Origin of the sequence: Desulfuromonas sp. CSMB_57, from assembly GCF_020194955.2 — a bacterium.
Lineage (GTDB): Bacteria > Desulfobacterota > Desulfuromonadia > Desulfuromonadales > Syntrophotaleaceae > JAFCIY02.
In genome coordinates this window covers 156,156-172,275 of sequence record NZ_JAFCIY020000022.1, presented here as the reverse complement: position 1 = coordinate 172,275, position 16,120 = coordinate 156,156, and the positions used below count along the sequence as shown (strand labels likewise).

Sequence of the window (16,120 nt, the reverse complement as noted above, 5' to 3'; positions counted from 1 at the left end):
AATCAGAAGGGGATGATGAAAAAAAGATTCAGCTGTTTATCAGTTAGGACGGCAGCCTTGCTTCAGGGCGGATCGGATCTCCTCGACACAGCTGTAGGGAATGCGCAGGTTGCCGCGCCCGCCGCCGATGACGATTTCGGTGCCGGGGATGCCGTGATAGTCGGAACCGCCGGTGACGATGAGTCGCCGACGGCGGGCCTGGCTGATGAGCCAGTCGATGTCGTCATTGGTGGCGCGGTTGTTGTAGGCCTCGATGCCGTCCAGCCCCAGGACGGCAAAGGCATCGAACAGCTGCAGCAGCTCGGCGCGCTGATCGCTGATGTAGGAGGGATGGGCCAGCACCGCCACGCCGCCGGCGCCGTGCAGCAGGTCGATGGCATCCTGCAGGGGGAAAAACCGCTTGGGCTCGTTGCAGGGGATCAGATACTGATGGAAGGCCTGTTCCTGGCCGGCGACGTAACCCCGCTCCATGAGCACCTGGGCGATATGGGGGCGTCCGGGGGTGCCGGCGGCCCGCGCCCGGACTTCGGCGAAGTCGATGGGCGCCCGCCCTTCCTCCTGCAGGCGGGCATTGATATTGGCGACGATGCGCTCGTTACGTCCGCCGCGGAAGGCCCGAAACTCGGCCAGAGCAGCGGTCAGGGCCGGCTGGTGATGATCGATGCCGTAGCCGAGGATGTGAATATCCTCCCAGGTTTCCCACTGCACGGACAATTCCACCGCCGGCAGCACCTCCACCCCCAGGACGGCGCCGGCGGCCAGGGCCTGGTCGATGCCGTCGACATTGTCGTGATCGGTCAGGGCCACGGCGGAAAGGCCGGCGACGGCGGCTTGACGGATGACTTCCGCCGGTGGAAAACGGCCATCGGAACAGGTGCTGTGCAGGTGCAGATCGACCCAGCGTGGCATGGCAAAACTCCCTGAAAGGTAAATGTTCAGCACAGGGTCTCGGGGTGTCCATGCCGAGGGTGTCTGGCGCCCGGATGGCGCCGGCCAAGCCCCAGGGATGGGTTCATGCGTCCCTCGGCGTGGGCGCCCCGAGTCCCTTTTCTGCGGCTGCTGAATAGAGACCCCTGAATAAATATCGGCTACTTGCGCCGCACCCGGAACCCGGCCTGCTCCCAGCCGGCGGTATCGGCGGCGTTACGGCCACCTTGCGGGGCACGCTGCTTGCCGCCGGCCGAACCCGCGACCGGTTGGGGCAACGTCTCCTTGATGGACAGGCCGATGCGCCGCCGCACGGCATCGACACTCAGCACCTTGACCTGTACCACATCGCCGACCCGCACCACCTCGGCCGGATCCTTGACGAAGCGGTGCGCCAGGTGGCTGACATGCACCAGGCCGTCCTGATGCACGCCGATATCGACGAAGGCGCCGAAGGCGGCGACGTTGGTCACCGTGCCGGGCAGAATCATGCCGGCCTGCAGGTCGGTGATTTCCCGGATATCCTCACGGAATGCAACGGTTTCGAAACGGCGCCGCGGATCGCGGCCCGGCTTTTTCAGTTCTTCAAGGATATCCCGCAGGGTCGGCAGGCCGACGGTGGCGGTCACGTAGCGGGCCGGATCGATACCCGCCACGGCCGCGGGATCCGAGGCCAGGGCGGCGACGGAGCGACCGAGATCGGCGGCCATGGCCGCCACCGCGGCGTAGTTCTCCGGATGGACGGCGGTGTTGTCCAGGGGTTCCGTGCCGTTGCGGATGCGCAGGAAGCCGGCCGCCTGCTCGAAGGCCTTGGGCCCGAAACGCGGCACCTGCAGCAGTTCCCTGCGGGAGGCAAAGGCGCCCTGCTCCTCCCGCCGGCGCACCATGGCCCGCGCCAGGGACTCGCCGATGCCGGAGACATAGGACAGCAGCGCCCAGGAGGCGGTATTGAGATCCACCCCGACATAATTGACGCAGCTTTCCACCGTTTCGTCCAAGGCCTTTTTCAGGGCCGTTTGACTGACGTCGTGCTGGTACTGGCCGACACCGATGCTCTTCGGATCGATCTTGACCAGTTCCGCCAGGGGGTCCTGCAGACGCCGGGCGATGGAAATGGCGCCGCGCACGGTGACGTCCAGATCCGGGAATTCCTCGCGGGCGATATCGGAGGCCGAATAGACGCTGGCACCGGCCTCGTTGACCATCACCACCGGCAGATCCATGCCTGCCTCGCGCAGGGTCTCCCGGACGAAGAGATCCATTTCGCGGCCGGCGGTGCCGTTACCGATGGCGATCATCTCCATCTCGTGGTCGCGCAGCAGGCTCAACAGGGTCTGCCGGGCCGGGTCCACCCGGCCCTTGCCGGCATGGGGATAGATGGTGGCTTCGGCCAGAAAGCGGCCGGTGCCGTCCACCGCCGCCAGCTTGGATCCGGTGCGCAGCCCCGGATCGACCCCCAGTACCCTTCGGCCGCCGGCCGGCGGCAGCAACAACAGATTGCGCAGGTTGGCGGCGAACACGGCGATGGCCGCCTCGTCGGCCTGCTGTTTGGCCTGCAGGCGCAGTTCCACCTCAATGGAGGGGGCGATGAGCCGCCGATAGGCATCCTCGGCCACGGCGGCCAGCAGGTTCTGAAAAATACTCGGCCGCTGCACCAGAAAAGTACGCAGGTGTTGGACAATAGCCTCTTCGGGAGCTTCGATGGCGAGGCGCAGCACCTCCTCCTTCTCACCGCGGCGCATGGCCAGCATGCGGTGGGAAGGCACCTCGCGCAAGGGTTCGCGATGTTCGTAGTACATCTCGTACTTGCTGACCCGGCCGACCTGCTCAGGGGCGACCTTGGAACAGAACACCCCCTGCTCCCAAGTGATGCGGCGCACCCAGGCCCGCACCTCGGCCTGCTCGCTGAGCCGCTCGGCCAAAATGTCCGCCGCCCCCTGCAGGGCCGCCGCGGCATCCGGCACCTCCCCTTCGGGATGGACAAAGGGCGCCGCGGCCTCTTCCGGCCGACCCGCGGTCAGGGACTGGGCGGCCACCAGATCGGCCAGGGGTTCCAGCCCCCGCTCCCGGGCGATGGTGGCGCGGGTCCGGCGACGCGGCTTGAATGGCAGATAGAGATCTTCCAGTTCGTTCTTCTGCCGCACCGCCTCGATGCGCGCGCGCAACTCCGGGGTCAGCTTGCCCTGGCCGTCGATGGTGGCCGACACCGTCGCCTTGCGCTCTTCCAACTCGCTGAAATAGGCACAACGGTCCGCCAGGGTGCGGATTTGGACCTCATCGAGTTCGCCGGTGCGTTCCTTGCGGTAGCGGGCGATGAAGGGCACCGTGGCCCCCTCGCGCAACAGAGCCACGGTCTGCTGCACCTGAAAAGGCTGCAGTCCGGTTTCCTCGATCAGAAAGGCGAGAACCCGGGACAACTGGATATCATCAAGGGACATGGGATGGGAACTCCTTGCTGTGGTGGATTGAAGGGGCCGATTGTACCACGCCGGGCCGGACAGGGGAAGGTTGGGTGTAACTATTCGCCATCCGTGGAAAGTGTTCCACGGCGGGATCACTTGACCGCTCGCCCGCTTCCGGGTAGATTGAGCTCCGACACCTTTCCGGGGAGTTTCCATGGCGCCACTGCTCGACGTCCGCAATCTGCGCACCTATTTTTTTACCGGCGGCGGCCTGGTCAAGGCAGTGCGCGGGGTGGATTTCGCCATTGAAGAGGGGCAGACCCTGGCCCTGGTCGGAGAGTCGGGCTGCGGCAAATCGGTCACCGCCCTGTCTCTGCTGCGCCTGGTGCCCCCGCCGGGCCGGGTGGTGGAAGGCCAGATCCTGTTCGGCGGTGAGGACCTGCGACTGCTACCGCCCCACGAGATGCAGCGGGTGCGGGGCGATCACATCGCCATGGTATTCCAGGAGCCCATGACCTCCCTCAACCCGGTGCTGCGGATCGGAGAACAGATCGCCGAGGTGCTGCGGGTGCATCGCGGCCTGAAACGCCGCGAAGCCCTGGAGCGCGCCGAAGAACTGCTGAGCAAGGTCGGCATTCCCGAACCGCGCCGGCGGCGCGACGAGTATCCCCATCAACTCTCCGGCGGCATGCGGCAACGGGTGGTCATCGCCATGGCTCTGGCCTGCAATCCGCGCCTGCTCATCGCCGACGAACCGACCACGGCTCTGGACGTCACCATCCAGGCCCAGATCATGGCCCTGCTCAATGAACTCAAGGAACAGTACCGCATGACCACCCTGCTCATCACCCACGATCTGGGGGTGGTCGCCCAAAGCGCCGACCAGGTGGCCATCATGCACAGCGGCCTGATCATGGAATACGCGCCCACCCTCACCCTGTTCGAACAGGCCCGCCATCCCTACACCCGCAGCCTGCTGGCCTGCCTGCCGCGTCTGGGGGAAAAACGCCGGCGCCTGGAGACGCCCATGCGCGTCGAGAGCCATGACGCCGCCACTTTTCTGGATCTCTGCCCGCCGCCCTTCGGCCTGCAGGAGGGCAAACTGCCGCCGCTGCAGGAGGTCGAACCGGGCCACCTGGTCCGCTGCTGGAGCCTGTGAATGGAGACCTTGCTCGAGGTTCGTGACCTGCACAAAAGCTTCAACGTCGGTGGCACACCCCTGGCCGGCAAAAGGCTGCGCCTGACGGCGGTGGACGGGGTATCCTTCACCTTGCGGCGCGGCGAAACCCTGGGCCTGGTAGGGGAATCGGGCTGTGGTAAATCGACCACGGGCAAAGCCATCCTGCGACTGGTCGAACCGGATTCCGGCCAGGTGCTGTTCGCCGGGCGCGACCTGCTGCAATTCTCGGCCCGGTCGTTGCGCGAAGAGCGCCGTCGCATGCAGATGATCTTCCAGGACCCCTATTCGTCCCTCAACCCGCGCCAGTCGGTGGCCGCCATCATCGGCGAACCGCTGCGGATTCACGGCCTGGCCAAGGGCGCCGAACTGCAGCGGGAGGTGCTGCGACTGCTGCGAACCGTGGGCCTGGGGCCGGAGCATCTGGATCGCTACCCCCATGAATTTTCCGGCGGTCAGCGCCAGCGCATCGGCATCGCCCGCGCCCTGGCCGTCAGTCCCGACCTGATCGTCGCCGACGAACCGGTCTCGGCACTGGATCTCTCCATCCAGGCCCAGATCATCAACCTGCTGCAGGACGTGCAACAGCAGTTCGAACTCAGCTACCTGTTCATCGCCCACGACCTTTCGGTCATCGAGCATATCAGCGACCGGGTGGCGGTGATGTACCTGGGCAGGTTGGTGGAATTGGCGCCGGCCACGGACCTCTACCGCGCGCCGCGCCATCCCTACAGCGAAGCCCTGCTCAACGCCGTGCCGGTACCCGACCCCAAGCTGCGGCGCCAGGCTCCCCGTCTGCTCGGCGAGCCCCCCTCGCCCATCACGCCGCCGCCGGGTTGCCACTTCCATCCGCGCTGCCCCTATGCCCGGGACCTCTGCCGGGAACAGCGACCGCCCCTGGCCGACCAGGGCGGCGGCCATCTGGCGGCCTGCCATTTCAGCTCGGAAGTCGGCCGCTTCCGAATTTGAACGGCCGTGGCAACTCCCTGCCGGGCGTGGACTATCAGCGGCTACAACCTGCCAGAAAGCTGCTTCCCATGGGTTTGATCCAGACCGATCCGCACCGCTGCCGCGCCTGCCACGCCTGCGTGCGCCATTGCCCCGTCAAGGCAATCCGGGTGTCGGCCGACAGTGCCGCCACCGACCCGGCACGCTGTATTGCCTGCGGCCGCTGCCTGCAGGCCTGCAGTCCCCAGGCGCGTACCGCCGGTGGCGCCTTGCAGCGCGTGCGTCGCCTGCTGGACCGGCGCGAACCGACGGTGGCCGTGCTTGGTCCGGCGTTTCCGGCTTTCTACGGCGACTGGCAGCCTGGTCGCCTGGTGGCAGCCATCCGCCAACTGGGCTTTCAGGGGGTTCATGAGGGCGCCGTCGGGGCCGACCTGCTGGCCCGGGTGGTGCCGGGCCTGCTGAGCGCCCAGGGCCAACCGCCCTGCATTCTCAGCCATTGCCCGGCGGTCGTGGCGTTGGTGGAACGCCATTTTCCGCAACTGCTGCGCCATCTGCTGCCCGTGGTTACCCCCTTGGTGGCGGCGGCCCGGTTGATCCGCAAGCCATTGGATCAGACCCCGCGCATCGTCCTCATCAGTTCCTGTTTCGCCACCAAAGGAGAAATGGCCGACGACCAGATTGCGGATTCCGTCGATGCCGCCCTGACCTTTGCCGAGCTCAATCTGCTGCTGAGCGATGCCGGCCATACCCCGCAGCGCCTTGGGGAGGAAGACTTTTCCGGGCCGGCCGGCGGCCTGGGACGGCGTTTCCCGTTGCCGGCCGCGGCCCTGTCCGTACTGGGACTCGGGACCGCCAGTGACCCCGAGGTGCTGAGCGCCGAAGGCGCGGACAACGTCCTGGAAATCCTGCGCGACCTGGCGGCAGGCCGTATCCACCCGCGTTTGGTGGATTTGCGCTGGTGTCGGGGCGGCTGCCTGGCGGGCAGCGATGGCGGCAGCCGGCTGAGCGCTTTTGCCCGGGCGCCTTTGATCCGGCACTATGCCGCCACGGCCAAACCTGCCGGGGAAATCGGCGTCGATGATGTACTCCCCCGGTCCGACCTGCAGCGCCGCTTTACCCACCGCCATCCGGCGCGGGATCTGCCCGATGGCGAACATATCCGCCGCATCCTGCAGGCCACCGACAAGTATGCCATAGGGGATGAGCTGAACTGCGGCGCCTGCGGTTATCCGACCTGCCGCGAGCATGCCGCGGCGGTCTGCCGGGGGCTGGCCCGCGAGGACATGTGCCGGCCCTGGTTCATCAAGCGGCTGAGCGCCCAGAGCCGGCAGATGGAGCAGCGCTACCAGCTGGCCCGGCTGGTCCTCTCCGGCCGGGAACAGGTGGGCGACCTGGTGGCCCGGGACGCGCCAACCCGAAAACTGCTTCAGATTGGCCGGGAACTGGCGGCGACGGAGAGCCCCTTGCTGCTGCGGGGCGAGCCCGGCACGGGCAAGAAGACCTTGGCACGCTTGATCCATGACAGCAGCCCGCGGGCGGCTTTGCCCATGGCGATGGTCAATTGCAGCGGCCGGACTGCCGAGCAGTTGCTGCGCATGCTGCGCGGACCGGACGCACCTGGCATCGAAGGTTCCGAACCGCCCGGCGGGCTGTTGCTGATGGCCTCCGGCAGCACCCTGGTGCTGGAGGAAATCGGCGATGCCCCGGCGGAAATCCAATCTTTTCTGGCCGAGGTCCTGGACCGCAGCCATTTTTCCCTGCCGGGCGGCAAAATCGAGCAGCCTCTGAACGTGCGGCTGATGGCCACCAGCTCGCGCAACCTGGAGGCGGGCCTGCAGGAGGGCTGGTTCAACCGCGACCTGTATGTGCATTTCAGCCTCTGCAGCCTGAACCTGCCGCCCCTGCGAGCCCGGGGGGACTCCCTGCCGGAACTGGTCCGGACCCTGCTGCGACGAGCCGCGCAACGGTTGCACCTCCAGGTGTCCGATATGGAACCGGCGGTGCTAAAGATTCTGCAGGGCCATGACTGGCCGGGCAACCTCTACGAACTGGCCAACGTTCTGGAGCGGGCGGCACAGTTGGCCGACGGCGCCCCCATCCGGGCGGAGCACCTGCCCCTCTTGCCAACCGCCGGTCCGGCAGCGGACTCGGCGGAGCGCCACCGGGACTTTCGTGCCAGCCGCGATCGACAATTGCAGGGCATCGAGCACAGTCTTCTGGAACGGTTTCTGCACGAAAACAACGGCAACGTCAGCGCCGCGGCCCGCAGCGCCAATCTGCCGCGACGCACCTTTTACCGCCTGCTGGAACGGCATGGCCTGCAGCGGCGGGAGAGTCCGAGGGGCGCGCCCCGTAAAGGGAACGACTGAGTCCGTCGCTTTGGCGGTCAGGCCCTTGTTGCCATTATCATTTCATGCCCGGGAAATGCTCATGAACCGAAAAACCACTCCCCGTCTTGATCTGCACACCCTGGAAGATATCAGCGCTCTGATCCTGCGCTCCCACGATCTGACTGAAACCATGAACAACATTGTCGCCATGGTGGCCCGGCGCATGGGTTCGGAGGTTTGCTCCATCTACCTGCTGGAGGAGGATCAACAGACCTTGCGGTTGCGCGCCAGCAAGGGACTGTCGCGGCGGGCCGTAGGTCAGGTAACCATGAAAATCGGCGAGGGTCTGACCGGCCTGGCAGCCGAGGAGCGGCGCGCCGTGGCCATCGAAGAAGCCCAGGACCATCCCCGCTTCCGCTATTTCCGGGAAACCGGCGAAGAACGCTTTCACTCCTTTCTCGGCATCCCGCTGCTGGACCGCGCCGCACCCATCGGCGTGCTGGTGGTGCAGACCCGGCAGCCGCGCCGCTTCAGCGGCGAGGAAATCAGCCTGCTGTCGACCATCGCCTTCCAGGTCTCCTCCATCGTCGTCAATGCCCGGCTGCTGGATTCCATTCACCGCAAGGAGGCCGAGGCACGCCGCTATGCCGAAGCTCTGCGCCTGGCCGGCGAAGCCCGCAGCGAAACGGCGGAACCGACCGGTGAAGCCGCCACGACCGTACTGCGCGGCGTCGTCGCCTATCCGGGTCTGGTCTCCGGCCCGGCCCAGGTGCTCATGAGCCAGGACGGCTTGGCCGACATTCTCGACGAACATCTGGTGGACCCGGCAGGTGAGCACCGTAAGCTGGAAGCGGCCCTGGAAAAAACCCTGATCCAGACCCTGTTCCTGGAAAAGCGGGTGGCGGAGCGGCTGTCCCAGGAGGATGCCGCCATTTTTCATACCCATCTGATGATCCTCGAGGACCGCACCTTTCAGGAGCGCCTGCGTGACCAGATCGACCAGCGCCACAGCGCCCGTTTCGCCCTCAAAAAGGTGGTCGGCCAATATATCGAGGCCTTCGAAAAGATGGAGGACCCCTATCTGCGGGAACGGGCGGCGGATCTCAAGGATATCGGCCGCCGGCTGGCGGCCAATCTGGCCGGGGACGATCCTCTGCCGTTGCAGCTAAAGGCGTCCGGGATCCTGGTGGCCCGCGAGATTCTGCCCTCGGACATGGCAATGCTGGACCACCAGATGATTCGCGGTCTGCTGACGGAAGCCGGCGAACGCAATTCCCACGCGGCCATCATGGCCAAATCCTTGGGCATTCCGGCTCTGGTCGCGGTCAAGGGCGCCCTGCAGCACATCGCCCCGGACGATCACCTGGTGCTGGACGGCAATTCCGGACTGGTGCACATCAACCCTCCGGCCCGGGTGCTGGAGGAGTACCGGCGACTGGAGGAGGATGCCGGCCGCGAACTGCACCGCTTGGAGGAGTTTCGCGATCTGCCGGCGGTGACGGCCGACGGGGTATCGGTGGAATTGCGTGCCAACATCGGCCTGCTCAGCGACGTAGCGGTCGCCCTGCGCAACGGCGCCGCCGGAGTCGGCCTGTATCGCACGGAGTTTCCCTACATGATTCGCTCGGATTTTCCCAGCCGCGAAGAGCAGTACCAGCTCTATGCGCGGGTGGTGCAGGGCTTCCAGGGGCAACCGGTGACCATTCGCACTCTGGATATCGGCGGCGACAAGGGTTTGCCCTATTTTACGCCCCCCCGTGAAGACAATCCGTTCATGGGCTGGCGCTCGGTACGCGTCTCCCTGGACAACCGGGACATCTTCCGCACCCAGATCGAGGCCATCCTCATGGCGGCCGTGCACGGCCCGGTGAAACTGCTGTTCCCCATGATTTCGGGTTCGGAGGAAGTCCAGGCCTGCAAGACGGTGGTGCGGGAGGCGCGGCGGCAACTGGAACAGGAAGGCATCGCCTGCGCCGCCGAACTGCCCTTGGGCATCATGGTGGAAGTGCCGGCGGCCGTGCAGCTGGCCGCGCAATTGGCCCGGGAGGTGGATTTCTTTGCCCTCGGCACCAACGACCTGATCCAGTACCTGCTGGCCGCCGATCGCAACAATCCGCTGGTCAGTCGCTATTATGATCCGCTGCACCCGGCGGTGTTGCAGGCTCTGGCCCAGGTCACCCGGGTCGCCGTAGAACAGGGCAAAGGACTCTGCCTGTGCGGGGAAATGGCCAGCGATCCGCTGAATTTCATTTTTTTGCTCGGGCTGGGATTACGGGAATTTTCCATGGCAGCACCCTTTATTCCTCGTACCAAGGCTCTCTTGAGACGCCTTTCCAGCCAGATTGCCCGGCAGACGGCGCGGCGGGTGCTGCAGCTGAGCGACAGCCGGCAGATTCGCACCGAATTGCAAACCGTACTCGACAGCCTCCCGGACGCCGATCCGGATTCCTGAGGAGACCGTCCATGGCCGGCAACGGACCGCCGGACTCCGGTTCAGGGATTCCGGGAGGAGGGTTCGGTGTCCGTCAGCAGAGCCATGACCAGTCCCCGGCCGGCCCGCACCTGGAGCAGCAGAGCCTCGGTCGCCGCTGCATCGAGGGGCCGGGCGAACAGATAGCCCTGTCCCTGACGACATCCGAGCCGACGCACAATCTCCAGTTGCTCGACGGTTTCGATGCCTTCAGCCAGGACTTCCATCCGCAGGCTGCGCCCCAGGGCGATGATGGCCGCAACGATGGCGGCATCGTTGGCATCACTCACCAGATTGCTGACGAAACTCTGGTCGATCTTAAGGCGGGAGAAGGGAAAACGCTTCAAGTAGTTGAGGGAACTGTAGCCGGCACCGAAATCATCGATGGCCAGACGGACGCCGATCCGCCGTAAGGCGCCGAGCAGTTCCACGGTACTGGTTACGCTCTGCATCAGCATGCTTTCGGTCAGTTCCAGTTCGAGCAGATGGGGCGGCAGCGCAGTTTCTTCCAGGATCTTGACCACCGTATCGACAAACACGGGCTGACTGAACTGCCGGGCGGAAATATTGACCGCCACCGGCAGGGGCGGCAACCCCTGTGCCTGCCATTGCATGGATTGTCGACAGGCCTGACGCAGAATCTCCTCACCGAGGCGAACAATCAGGCCGGACTCCTCCGCCACCTGAATGAACTGCCGAGGCATCAGCAGGCCACGTTCCGGGTGTTGCCAACGCACGAGGGACTCCAGCCCGATGAGCTGCCCGGTCTGCAGGTCGTACTGGGGCTGATAGTGGACGGACAACTGCCCTGCCTCCAGGGCCTGGCGCAGGTCGTTTTCCAGAGCCAGCCGGGAATTCAGGTCGGCGTGCATCAACGGCGTATAGAACTGGAAACTGTTGCGGCCCTGCTCCTTGGCCTGGTACATGGCGGTATCCACGCATTTCAACAAGGATTGGGCGTCGGGGGCATGGCGGGGATAAAGACTGATGCCCAGGCTGCCGGTCAAATAGAAATGCTGTTCGCCAACGCTGAAAGGCTCGGCGATGCTGACCAAAACCTTATGGGCCACCGCCCGGGCGGCAGGAAGATCGGTGATGCCTTCCACCACGACCAGAAACTCGTCGCCGCCGAAGCGGGCGACGAAATCGCTCTCGCGAACGATTTTTTCCAGACGACGGCCGACCTCCACCAGGATTTCATCCCCCGTATCGTGACCCAGGGCATCGTTGATGTTTTTGAACAGGTCGAGATCGAGCAACAGCAGGGCAACCATGGTGCCCTGCCGGCGAGCGCGGTCCAAGGATTGGGCCAAACGCTCGAAGGCCTGCACCCGGTTGGGCAAACCGGTCAGGACATCATGATAGGCCAAAAAATCCAGCCGCGTCTGGTTTTCCCGGAGCATGCGCTCCGCTTCCCGTTGTTCGGACAGATCCCGCATGAGGATGAAAAAATAGCAGCGGCCGTTGGATTTGACCCGGCTGATGCCGATGTGGGCCGGGAAACTGGAACCATCCCGGCAGCGCACCATGAGTTCCACCTGGCCGCTGCCGCTCTCCATGGCCGTCAGCAGCTTGGATAGCGGCAGGGTGGTACCGATATCCTCCCAGGATAACTGCAGCAATTCCTCCGGCCGATAGCCCAGGCGCGTCCAGGCCCGGCGGTTGACGTCCATGACCCGGCCCTGTTCGTCACACAGGAAAAAGCCGTCCGTCGATTCCTGGAAGATATGCCGAAACAGCTGTTCGCTCTCCCGTTGACGTTCCCGTGATGCCAGCAGTCGATCCCAGACCAGGTACAGCACCACCCCGGCCAGCAGGCTGACCCCCAGCAGCCAGACGTTGAAATAGACGATGGTCTGTCGGCCCTTATTGTAGACCGATCGCGGCAGCAGGGCCGTCAACCCGAGGGCCGGGCCGCCATATACATCCCGCAGCAGAAAAAGACCTTGCAACCGAGCCCCATCCAAAGGCCACAGGCGCACCTCGACGGAACCGGAAATCCACCCCTCCTGCTCCGGCCGGAAAGCGGCGGGTTCGGCCGCTGCAAAATCCAATTGCAGGCCGCATCGCTCGGCCAAGCGTGCCAGTTCTTCCCGATTCAGAAACCGTCCCATGAGCAGCGCGCCCCGCGCCGGGCCCGAACCGTCTCCCGGCAGAATGGCGTGGGCCGCCAACAGCAAAGGACCTTCCGGCAGCACCAACAGCCCTTGCAGAGACTGCGAAGCATCCCGAAAACTCCAGAAGGTATTGTCCCGGCCGATTTCCGCCAACAGCCCGGCGGGGATCGGACGTAACTCCCCTTTCTCAAGATCAAACCCCCGGCCCGCCACGGGCCGGCCCTGTTCATCCAGAAAGAGGATGACATTCAGACGCAGTGCTTCGAAGGAATTGTCAATCAGGTTGGAGGTGATGAAACGCGAGTCGCCCTCCTGCATGTACCGGTAGGCATCGTCCCAAATGGCCCAATCCCGCACGGGCCGAAAGATACCGGCCAGGTTTTCTCCATAGACCGAGACTCCCCGTTCCAGGTTTTCACGGGCCAGTTGCTGTTCCAGATCGACATAGGTCGGGAGAAAGTACCACTGCCCCAGAGCCAGCAGCAGCAGATCCAACCCCGCCAGCAGTGAGGCAACGCCGATGAGCAATTTCCAGCGAATGGTCATATCCGGTTCCCGCGATGGTGGTCAAAAACATCCGGCGACACTGCCCACCCGACAAGGTGCTGCAGTATGGACAAGGCCAATTAATACAATCCTAGGATTAGGTTTGTCAAAGTCAATCTTGCAAAAACGATTAATTTCCAAAACGGGGATTTTTTCGGAAGGGAACCTTGACGCCTGGGTGCCGGGCCGGTTATTGCGGACCGGCACCCAGGCAATTGGAGCGAGGAGAAGTCGAGCTTTGAGCGCCCTTTACCGGGTCCGGCGGCGGGTTGCCGCCACCCGGTCCGGCGTTACTGCCAGGCCAGGACCTTGTTCAGGCTTTCCTGGAGAATGGCCAGCTTTTCCTGGGCCTCGACGAGTTTGGCGCGATCCTTTTCCAGCACCGCGGGCGGGGCCTTGGCCACAAAGTCCTCGTTGGAGAGCTTTTTGCTGAACAGGGCCACGTCCTTTTCCACCTTGCCGATTTCCTTCTGCAGACGTTTGCGCTCTTCGTCCAGATCGATGAGTCCGGCCAGGGGCAGCAGGATTTCCACCTCGCCGGCCACCTGGGTGGCAGCCTGGGGCGGCCGGGCGACACCGACGCCGCAGTCCAGGGACGCGAGTCGGGCCAGAGTGCGCAGATAGTTTTCGCCCTCGGCCATGACGGCGACCGCCGCCGGAGTTTTGCAATCAAGTACGGCATCGATGCGCTTGCCGGGCGGCACGTTCATCTCGCCGCGGATGTTGCGGATGCCCTTGATGACTTCCATGATCTGCTCCATGCGCGCCGCTGCCGCGCCATCCACGGCGGCCCCATCGCCGTCGACATAGGCCGCCAGCATGATGGACGGCACCGGGCGGGTGCCGGGCAAAGCCTGCCAGATTTCCTCGGTGACAAAGGGCATGAAGGGATGCAGCAGGCGCAGCAGTTGTTCCAAAACGGTAAACAACACGGCCTGAGTGGTCTGCCGGCAGGTTGCATCATCACCGTACAGGGCATCCTTGCTCAACTCGATATACCAGTCGCAGAAGCTGTGCCAGGTGAAGGCATAAAGGGCGCCGGCCGCCTCGTTGAAACGGTATTCCGCCAGGGCCTGTTCCACCTCCTGCCGAACCTCGGCCAGCCGCGCGAAAATCCACTGGTCGGCCAGGGACAGCCGGGCCCCGGACAAGTTCATGCCGGCGGGTTCGAAGTCCTCCAGGTTCATCAGCGCGAAGCGGCTGGCGTTCCAAAGCTTGTTCACGAAATTGCGGTAGCCGGCGATGCGTTCCACGGACAGCTTGATGTCCCGGCCCTGGGCGGCGAAGGCGGCCAGGGTGAAGCGGAAGGCGTCGGTGCCGTACTCGTCGATGACCGTCAGGGGATCGATGACGTTACCCTTGCTCTTGCTCATCTTCTGGCCTTCCGCATCCCGCACCAGGGCATGGATGTAGACTTCGCGGAACGGCACCTCGCCCATGAACTTGAGGCCCATCATCATCATCCGGGCGACCCAGAAGAACAGGATGTCGAAGGCCGTCACCAGGCAGGAGGTCGGGTAGAACTTGTCCAATGCGACGGTTTTTTCCGGCCAGCCCATGGTGGAAAAAGGCCACAGGGCGGAGCTGAACCAGGTGTCGAGGACGTCCGTTTCCTGACGCAGTCGGGCCGCGCCGCAATGGCTGCAGGCATCGGGGTCCTGGCGGGCGACGGTCACTTCGCCACAGCTTTCGCAATACCAGGCGGGGATACGATGACCCCACCAGATCTGGCGGCTGATGCACCAGTCACGGATGTTGTTCATCCACTCGAAATAGGTCTTCTCCCACTGTTGGGGAACGATGCGGGTCCGCCCTTCCTGCACGGCGGCGATGGCCGGGGCCGCCAGGGGCGCGACCTTGACGTACCACTGCAGGCTCATGTAGGGCTCGATAACGGTCTTGCAGCGATAGCACTCACCGACGGCATTGAGGTGGCTGTCGGTCTTTTCCAAAAGTCCGGCAGCGTCCAGATCGGCCAGCACCCGCTTGCGGGCCTCGGTCCGGTCCAAGCCCCGATAGGGACCGCCGTTTTCGTTGACCACCCCGGAAGGATCGAAGATGTTGATGAATTCCAGGTTGTGGCGCTTGCCGATCTCGAAGTCGTTGAAATCGTGGGCCGGGGTAATTTTCACCGCGCCGCTGCCGAACTCCTTCTCGACATACTCATCGGCGATGATGGGAATTTCGCGCTGCAGCAGGGGCAGAACCACCGACTGGCCGATGAGATCGGCGTAACGGGGATCCTCCGGATGCACCGCCACGGCGCTGTCGCCGAGCATGGTTTCAGGTCGGGTGGTGGCGACGGTCAGAAAACGGTCGCTGTCCTTGACCGGATAGCGCAGATGCCAAAGCTGACCCTGCTGATCCTGATGTTCGACTTCCAGATCCGAGAGGGCGGTATGGCAACGCGGACACCAGTTGATAAGCCGGTTGTCGCGGTAGATGAGGCCTTCCTCGTAGAGGGTGACGAACACCTCCCGCACCGCCCGGGACAGGCCCTCATCCATGGTGAAGCGTTCCCGCGGCCAGTCACAGGAGGCCCCCAGTCGTTTGAGCTGGTTGATGATCTGGCCGCCCGATTCCTCCCGCCATTGCCAGACCCGCTCGACGAAACCCTCCCGGCCCAGCTCATGGCGATCGCTGCCGGCCGCTGCCAGCTGCTTTTCCACCACGTTCTGAGTGGCGATGCCGGCATGGTCGGTGCCCGGCTGCCAAAGGGCTTCGAAACCGCTCATGCGCTTCCAGCGCGTCAGGATATCCTGCAGGGTATTGTTGAGGGCATGGCCCATATGCAGCACGCCCGTGACGTTGGGCGGAGGTATGACGATGGAGAAAGGCGGTTTGGAGGAGTGCTCGTCCGCGTGAAAATACCCGTTCTGCTCCCAGAATCCGTACCATTTGGCTTCAACCTGGTGCGGTTCGTATCCTTTTTCGAGTTTCGACTCCATGGACCGTCCATCCTTTAGGCAATGGGTTTCACCATCCCCCGGAGGATGGCACCCCTTAAACAAAAATAAACGGGGATTTAACAATCCCCGTTTCAGCCGTCAACGGCCGTATGGTCGCAAGCTTTGACCTGCTGCAAGGCAACGTAACCGTTCAGCACAGGGGTTCGGGACGTCCTCCCCGAGGGTGTCTGGCACCCGGATGGCGCCAGTCAAGCCCCAGGGATGGGTTCATGCGAACCTCGGGGTGGGCGGCGC

The 16,120-nt window shown here is 64.3% G+C and carries 8 protein-coding genes; 4 read left to right on the top strand and 4 right to left on the bottom strand.

Annotated elements, in window-relative coordinates; genetic code table 11:
• Nucleotides 1–39: 39 nt before the first annotated feature.
• Together JQN68_RS05970 and JQN68_RS05965 are read right to left on the bottom strand one after the other, a co-directional pair.
• Nucleotides 40–909: a PHP domain-containing protein gene (locus JQN68_RS05970; RefSeq protein ID WP_225071495.1), complete on the bottom strand. Its 870-nt coding sequence runs from the start codon at nt 907–909 to the stop codon at nt 40–42.
• Nucleotides 910–1,088: 179 nt separating this feature from the next.
• Nucleotides 1,089–3,365, bottom strand: a complete 2,277-nt coding sequence (locus tag JQN68_RS05965; RefSeq protein ID WP_225071496.1) for a Tex family protein — start codon at nt 3,363–3,365, stop codon at nt 1,089–1,091.
• A gap of 178 nt (nt 3,366–3,543) precedes the next feature.
• On the opposite strand from JQN68_RS05965, the gene JQN68_RS05960 reads away from it, so the two are divergent.
• From JQN68_RS05960 to ptsP, 4 genes are all read left to right on the top strand, one after another.
• Nucleotides 3,544–4,488 carry an ABC transporter ATP-binding protein gene (locus tag JQN68_RS05960; RefSeq protein WP_225071497.1) on the top strand — a complete coding sequence of 315 codons (945 nt, stop codon included), beginning with the start codon at nt 3,544–3,546 and terminating at the stop codon, nt 4,486–4,488.
• Nucleotides 4,489–5,475 (top strand): ABC transporter ATP-binding protein, encoded by a 987-nt coding sequence (locus tag JQN68_RS05955; RefSeq protein ID WP_225071498.1) that lies wholly within the window; start codon nt 4,489–4,491, stop codon nt 5,473–5,475.
• 68 nt (nt 5,476–5,543) lie between these two features.
• Nucleotides 5,544–7,823 (top strand): [Fe-Fe] hydrogenase large subunit C-terminal domain-containing protein, encoded by a 2,280-nt coding sequence (locus tag JQN68_RS05950; protein WP_249621055.1) that lies wholly within the window; start codon nt 5,544–5,546, stop codon nt 7,821–7,823.
• A gap of 61 nt (nt 7,824–7,884) precedes the next feature.
• On the top strand, nt 7,885–10,236 hold the full coding sequence (ptsP, locus tag JQN68_RS05945) for a phosphoenolpyruvate--protein phosphotransferase (protein ID WP_225071500.1): 2,352 nt from the start codon (nt 7,885–7,887) through the stop codon (nt 10,234–10,236).
• 41 nt (nt 10,237–10,277) lie between these two features.
• Here ptsP and JQN68_RS05940 read toward each other — a convergent pair whose 3' ends face one another.
• The gene (locus JQN68_RS05940; protein ID WP_225071501.1) at nt 10,278–12,917 is read right to left on the bottom strand and encodes a bifunctional diguanylate cyclase/phosphodiesterase; all 2,640 of its coding nucleotides are present in this window, start codon (nt 12,915–12,917) and stop codon (nt 10,278–10,280) included.
• A gap of 290 nt (nt 12,918–13,207) precedes the next feature.
• Nucleotides 13,208–15,865, bottom strand: a complete 2,658-nt coding sequence (locus JQN68_RS05935; RefSeq protein WP_225071502.1) for a valine--tRNA ligase — start codon at nt 15,863–15,865, stop codon at nt 13,208–13,210.
• Nucleotides 15,866–16,120 lie beyond the last annotated feature (255 nt).

Coding starts and splice junctions, on each gene's coding strand:
- JQN68_RS05970 (WP_225071495.1), bottom strand. CDS start 909: ATGCCACGCTGGGTCGATCTGCACCTGCACAGCACCTGTTCCGATGGC.
- JQN68_RS05965 (WP_225071496.1), bottom strand. CDS start 3,365: ATGTCCCTTGATGATATCCAGTTGTCCCGGGTTCTCGCCTTTCTGATC.
- JQN68_RS05960 (WP_225071497.1), top strand. CDS start 3,544: ATGGCGCCACTGCTCGACGTCCGCAATCTGCGCACCTATTTTTTTACC.
- JQN68_RS05955 (WP_225071498.1), top strand. CDS start 4,489: ATGGAGACCTTGCTCGAGGTTCGTGACCTGCACAAAAGCTTCAACGTC.
- JQN68_RS05950 (WP_249621055.1), top strand. CDS start 5,544: ATGGGTTTGATCCAGACCGATCCGCACCGCTGCCGCGCCTGCCACGCC.
- ptsP (WP_225071500.1), top strand. CDS start 7,885: ATGAACCGAAAAACCACTCCCCGTCTTGATCTGCACACCCTGGAAGAT.
- JQN68_RS05940 (WP_225071501.1), bottom strand. CDS start 12,917: ATGACCATTCGCTGGAAATTGCTCATCGGCGTTGCCTCACTGCTGGCG.
- JQN68_RS05935 (WP_225071502.1), bottom strand. CDS start 15,865: ATGGAGTCGAAACTCGAAAAAGGATACGAACCGCACCAGGTTGAAGCC.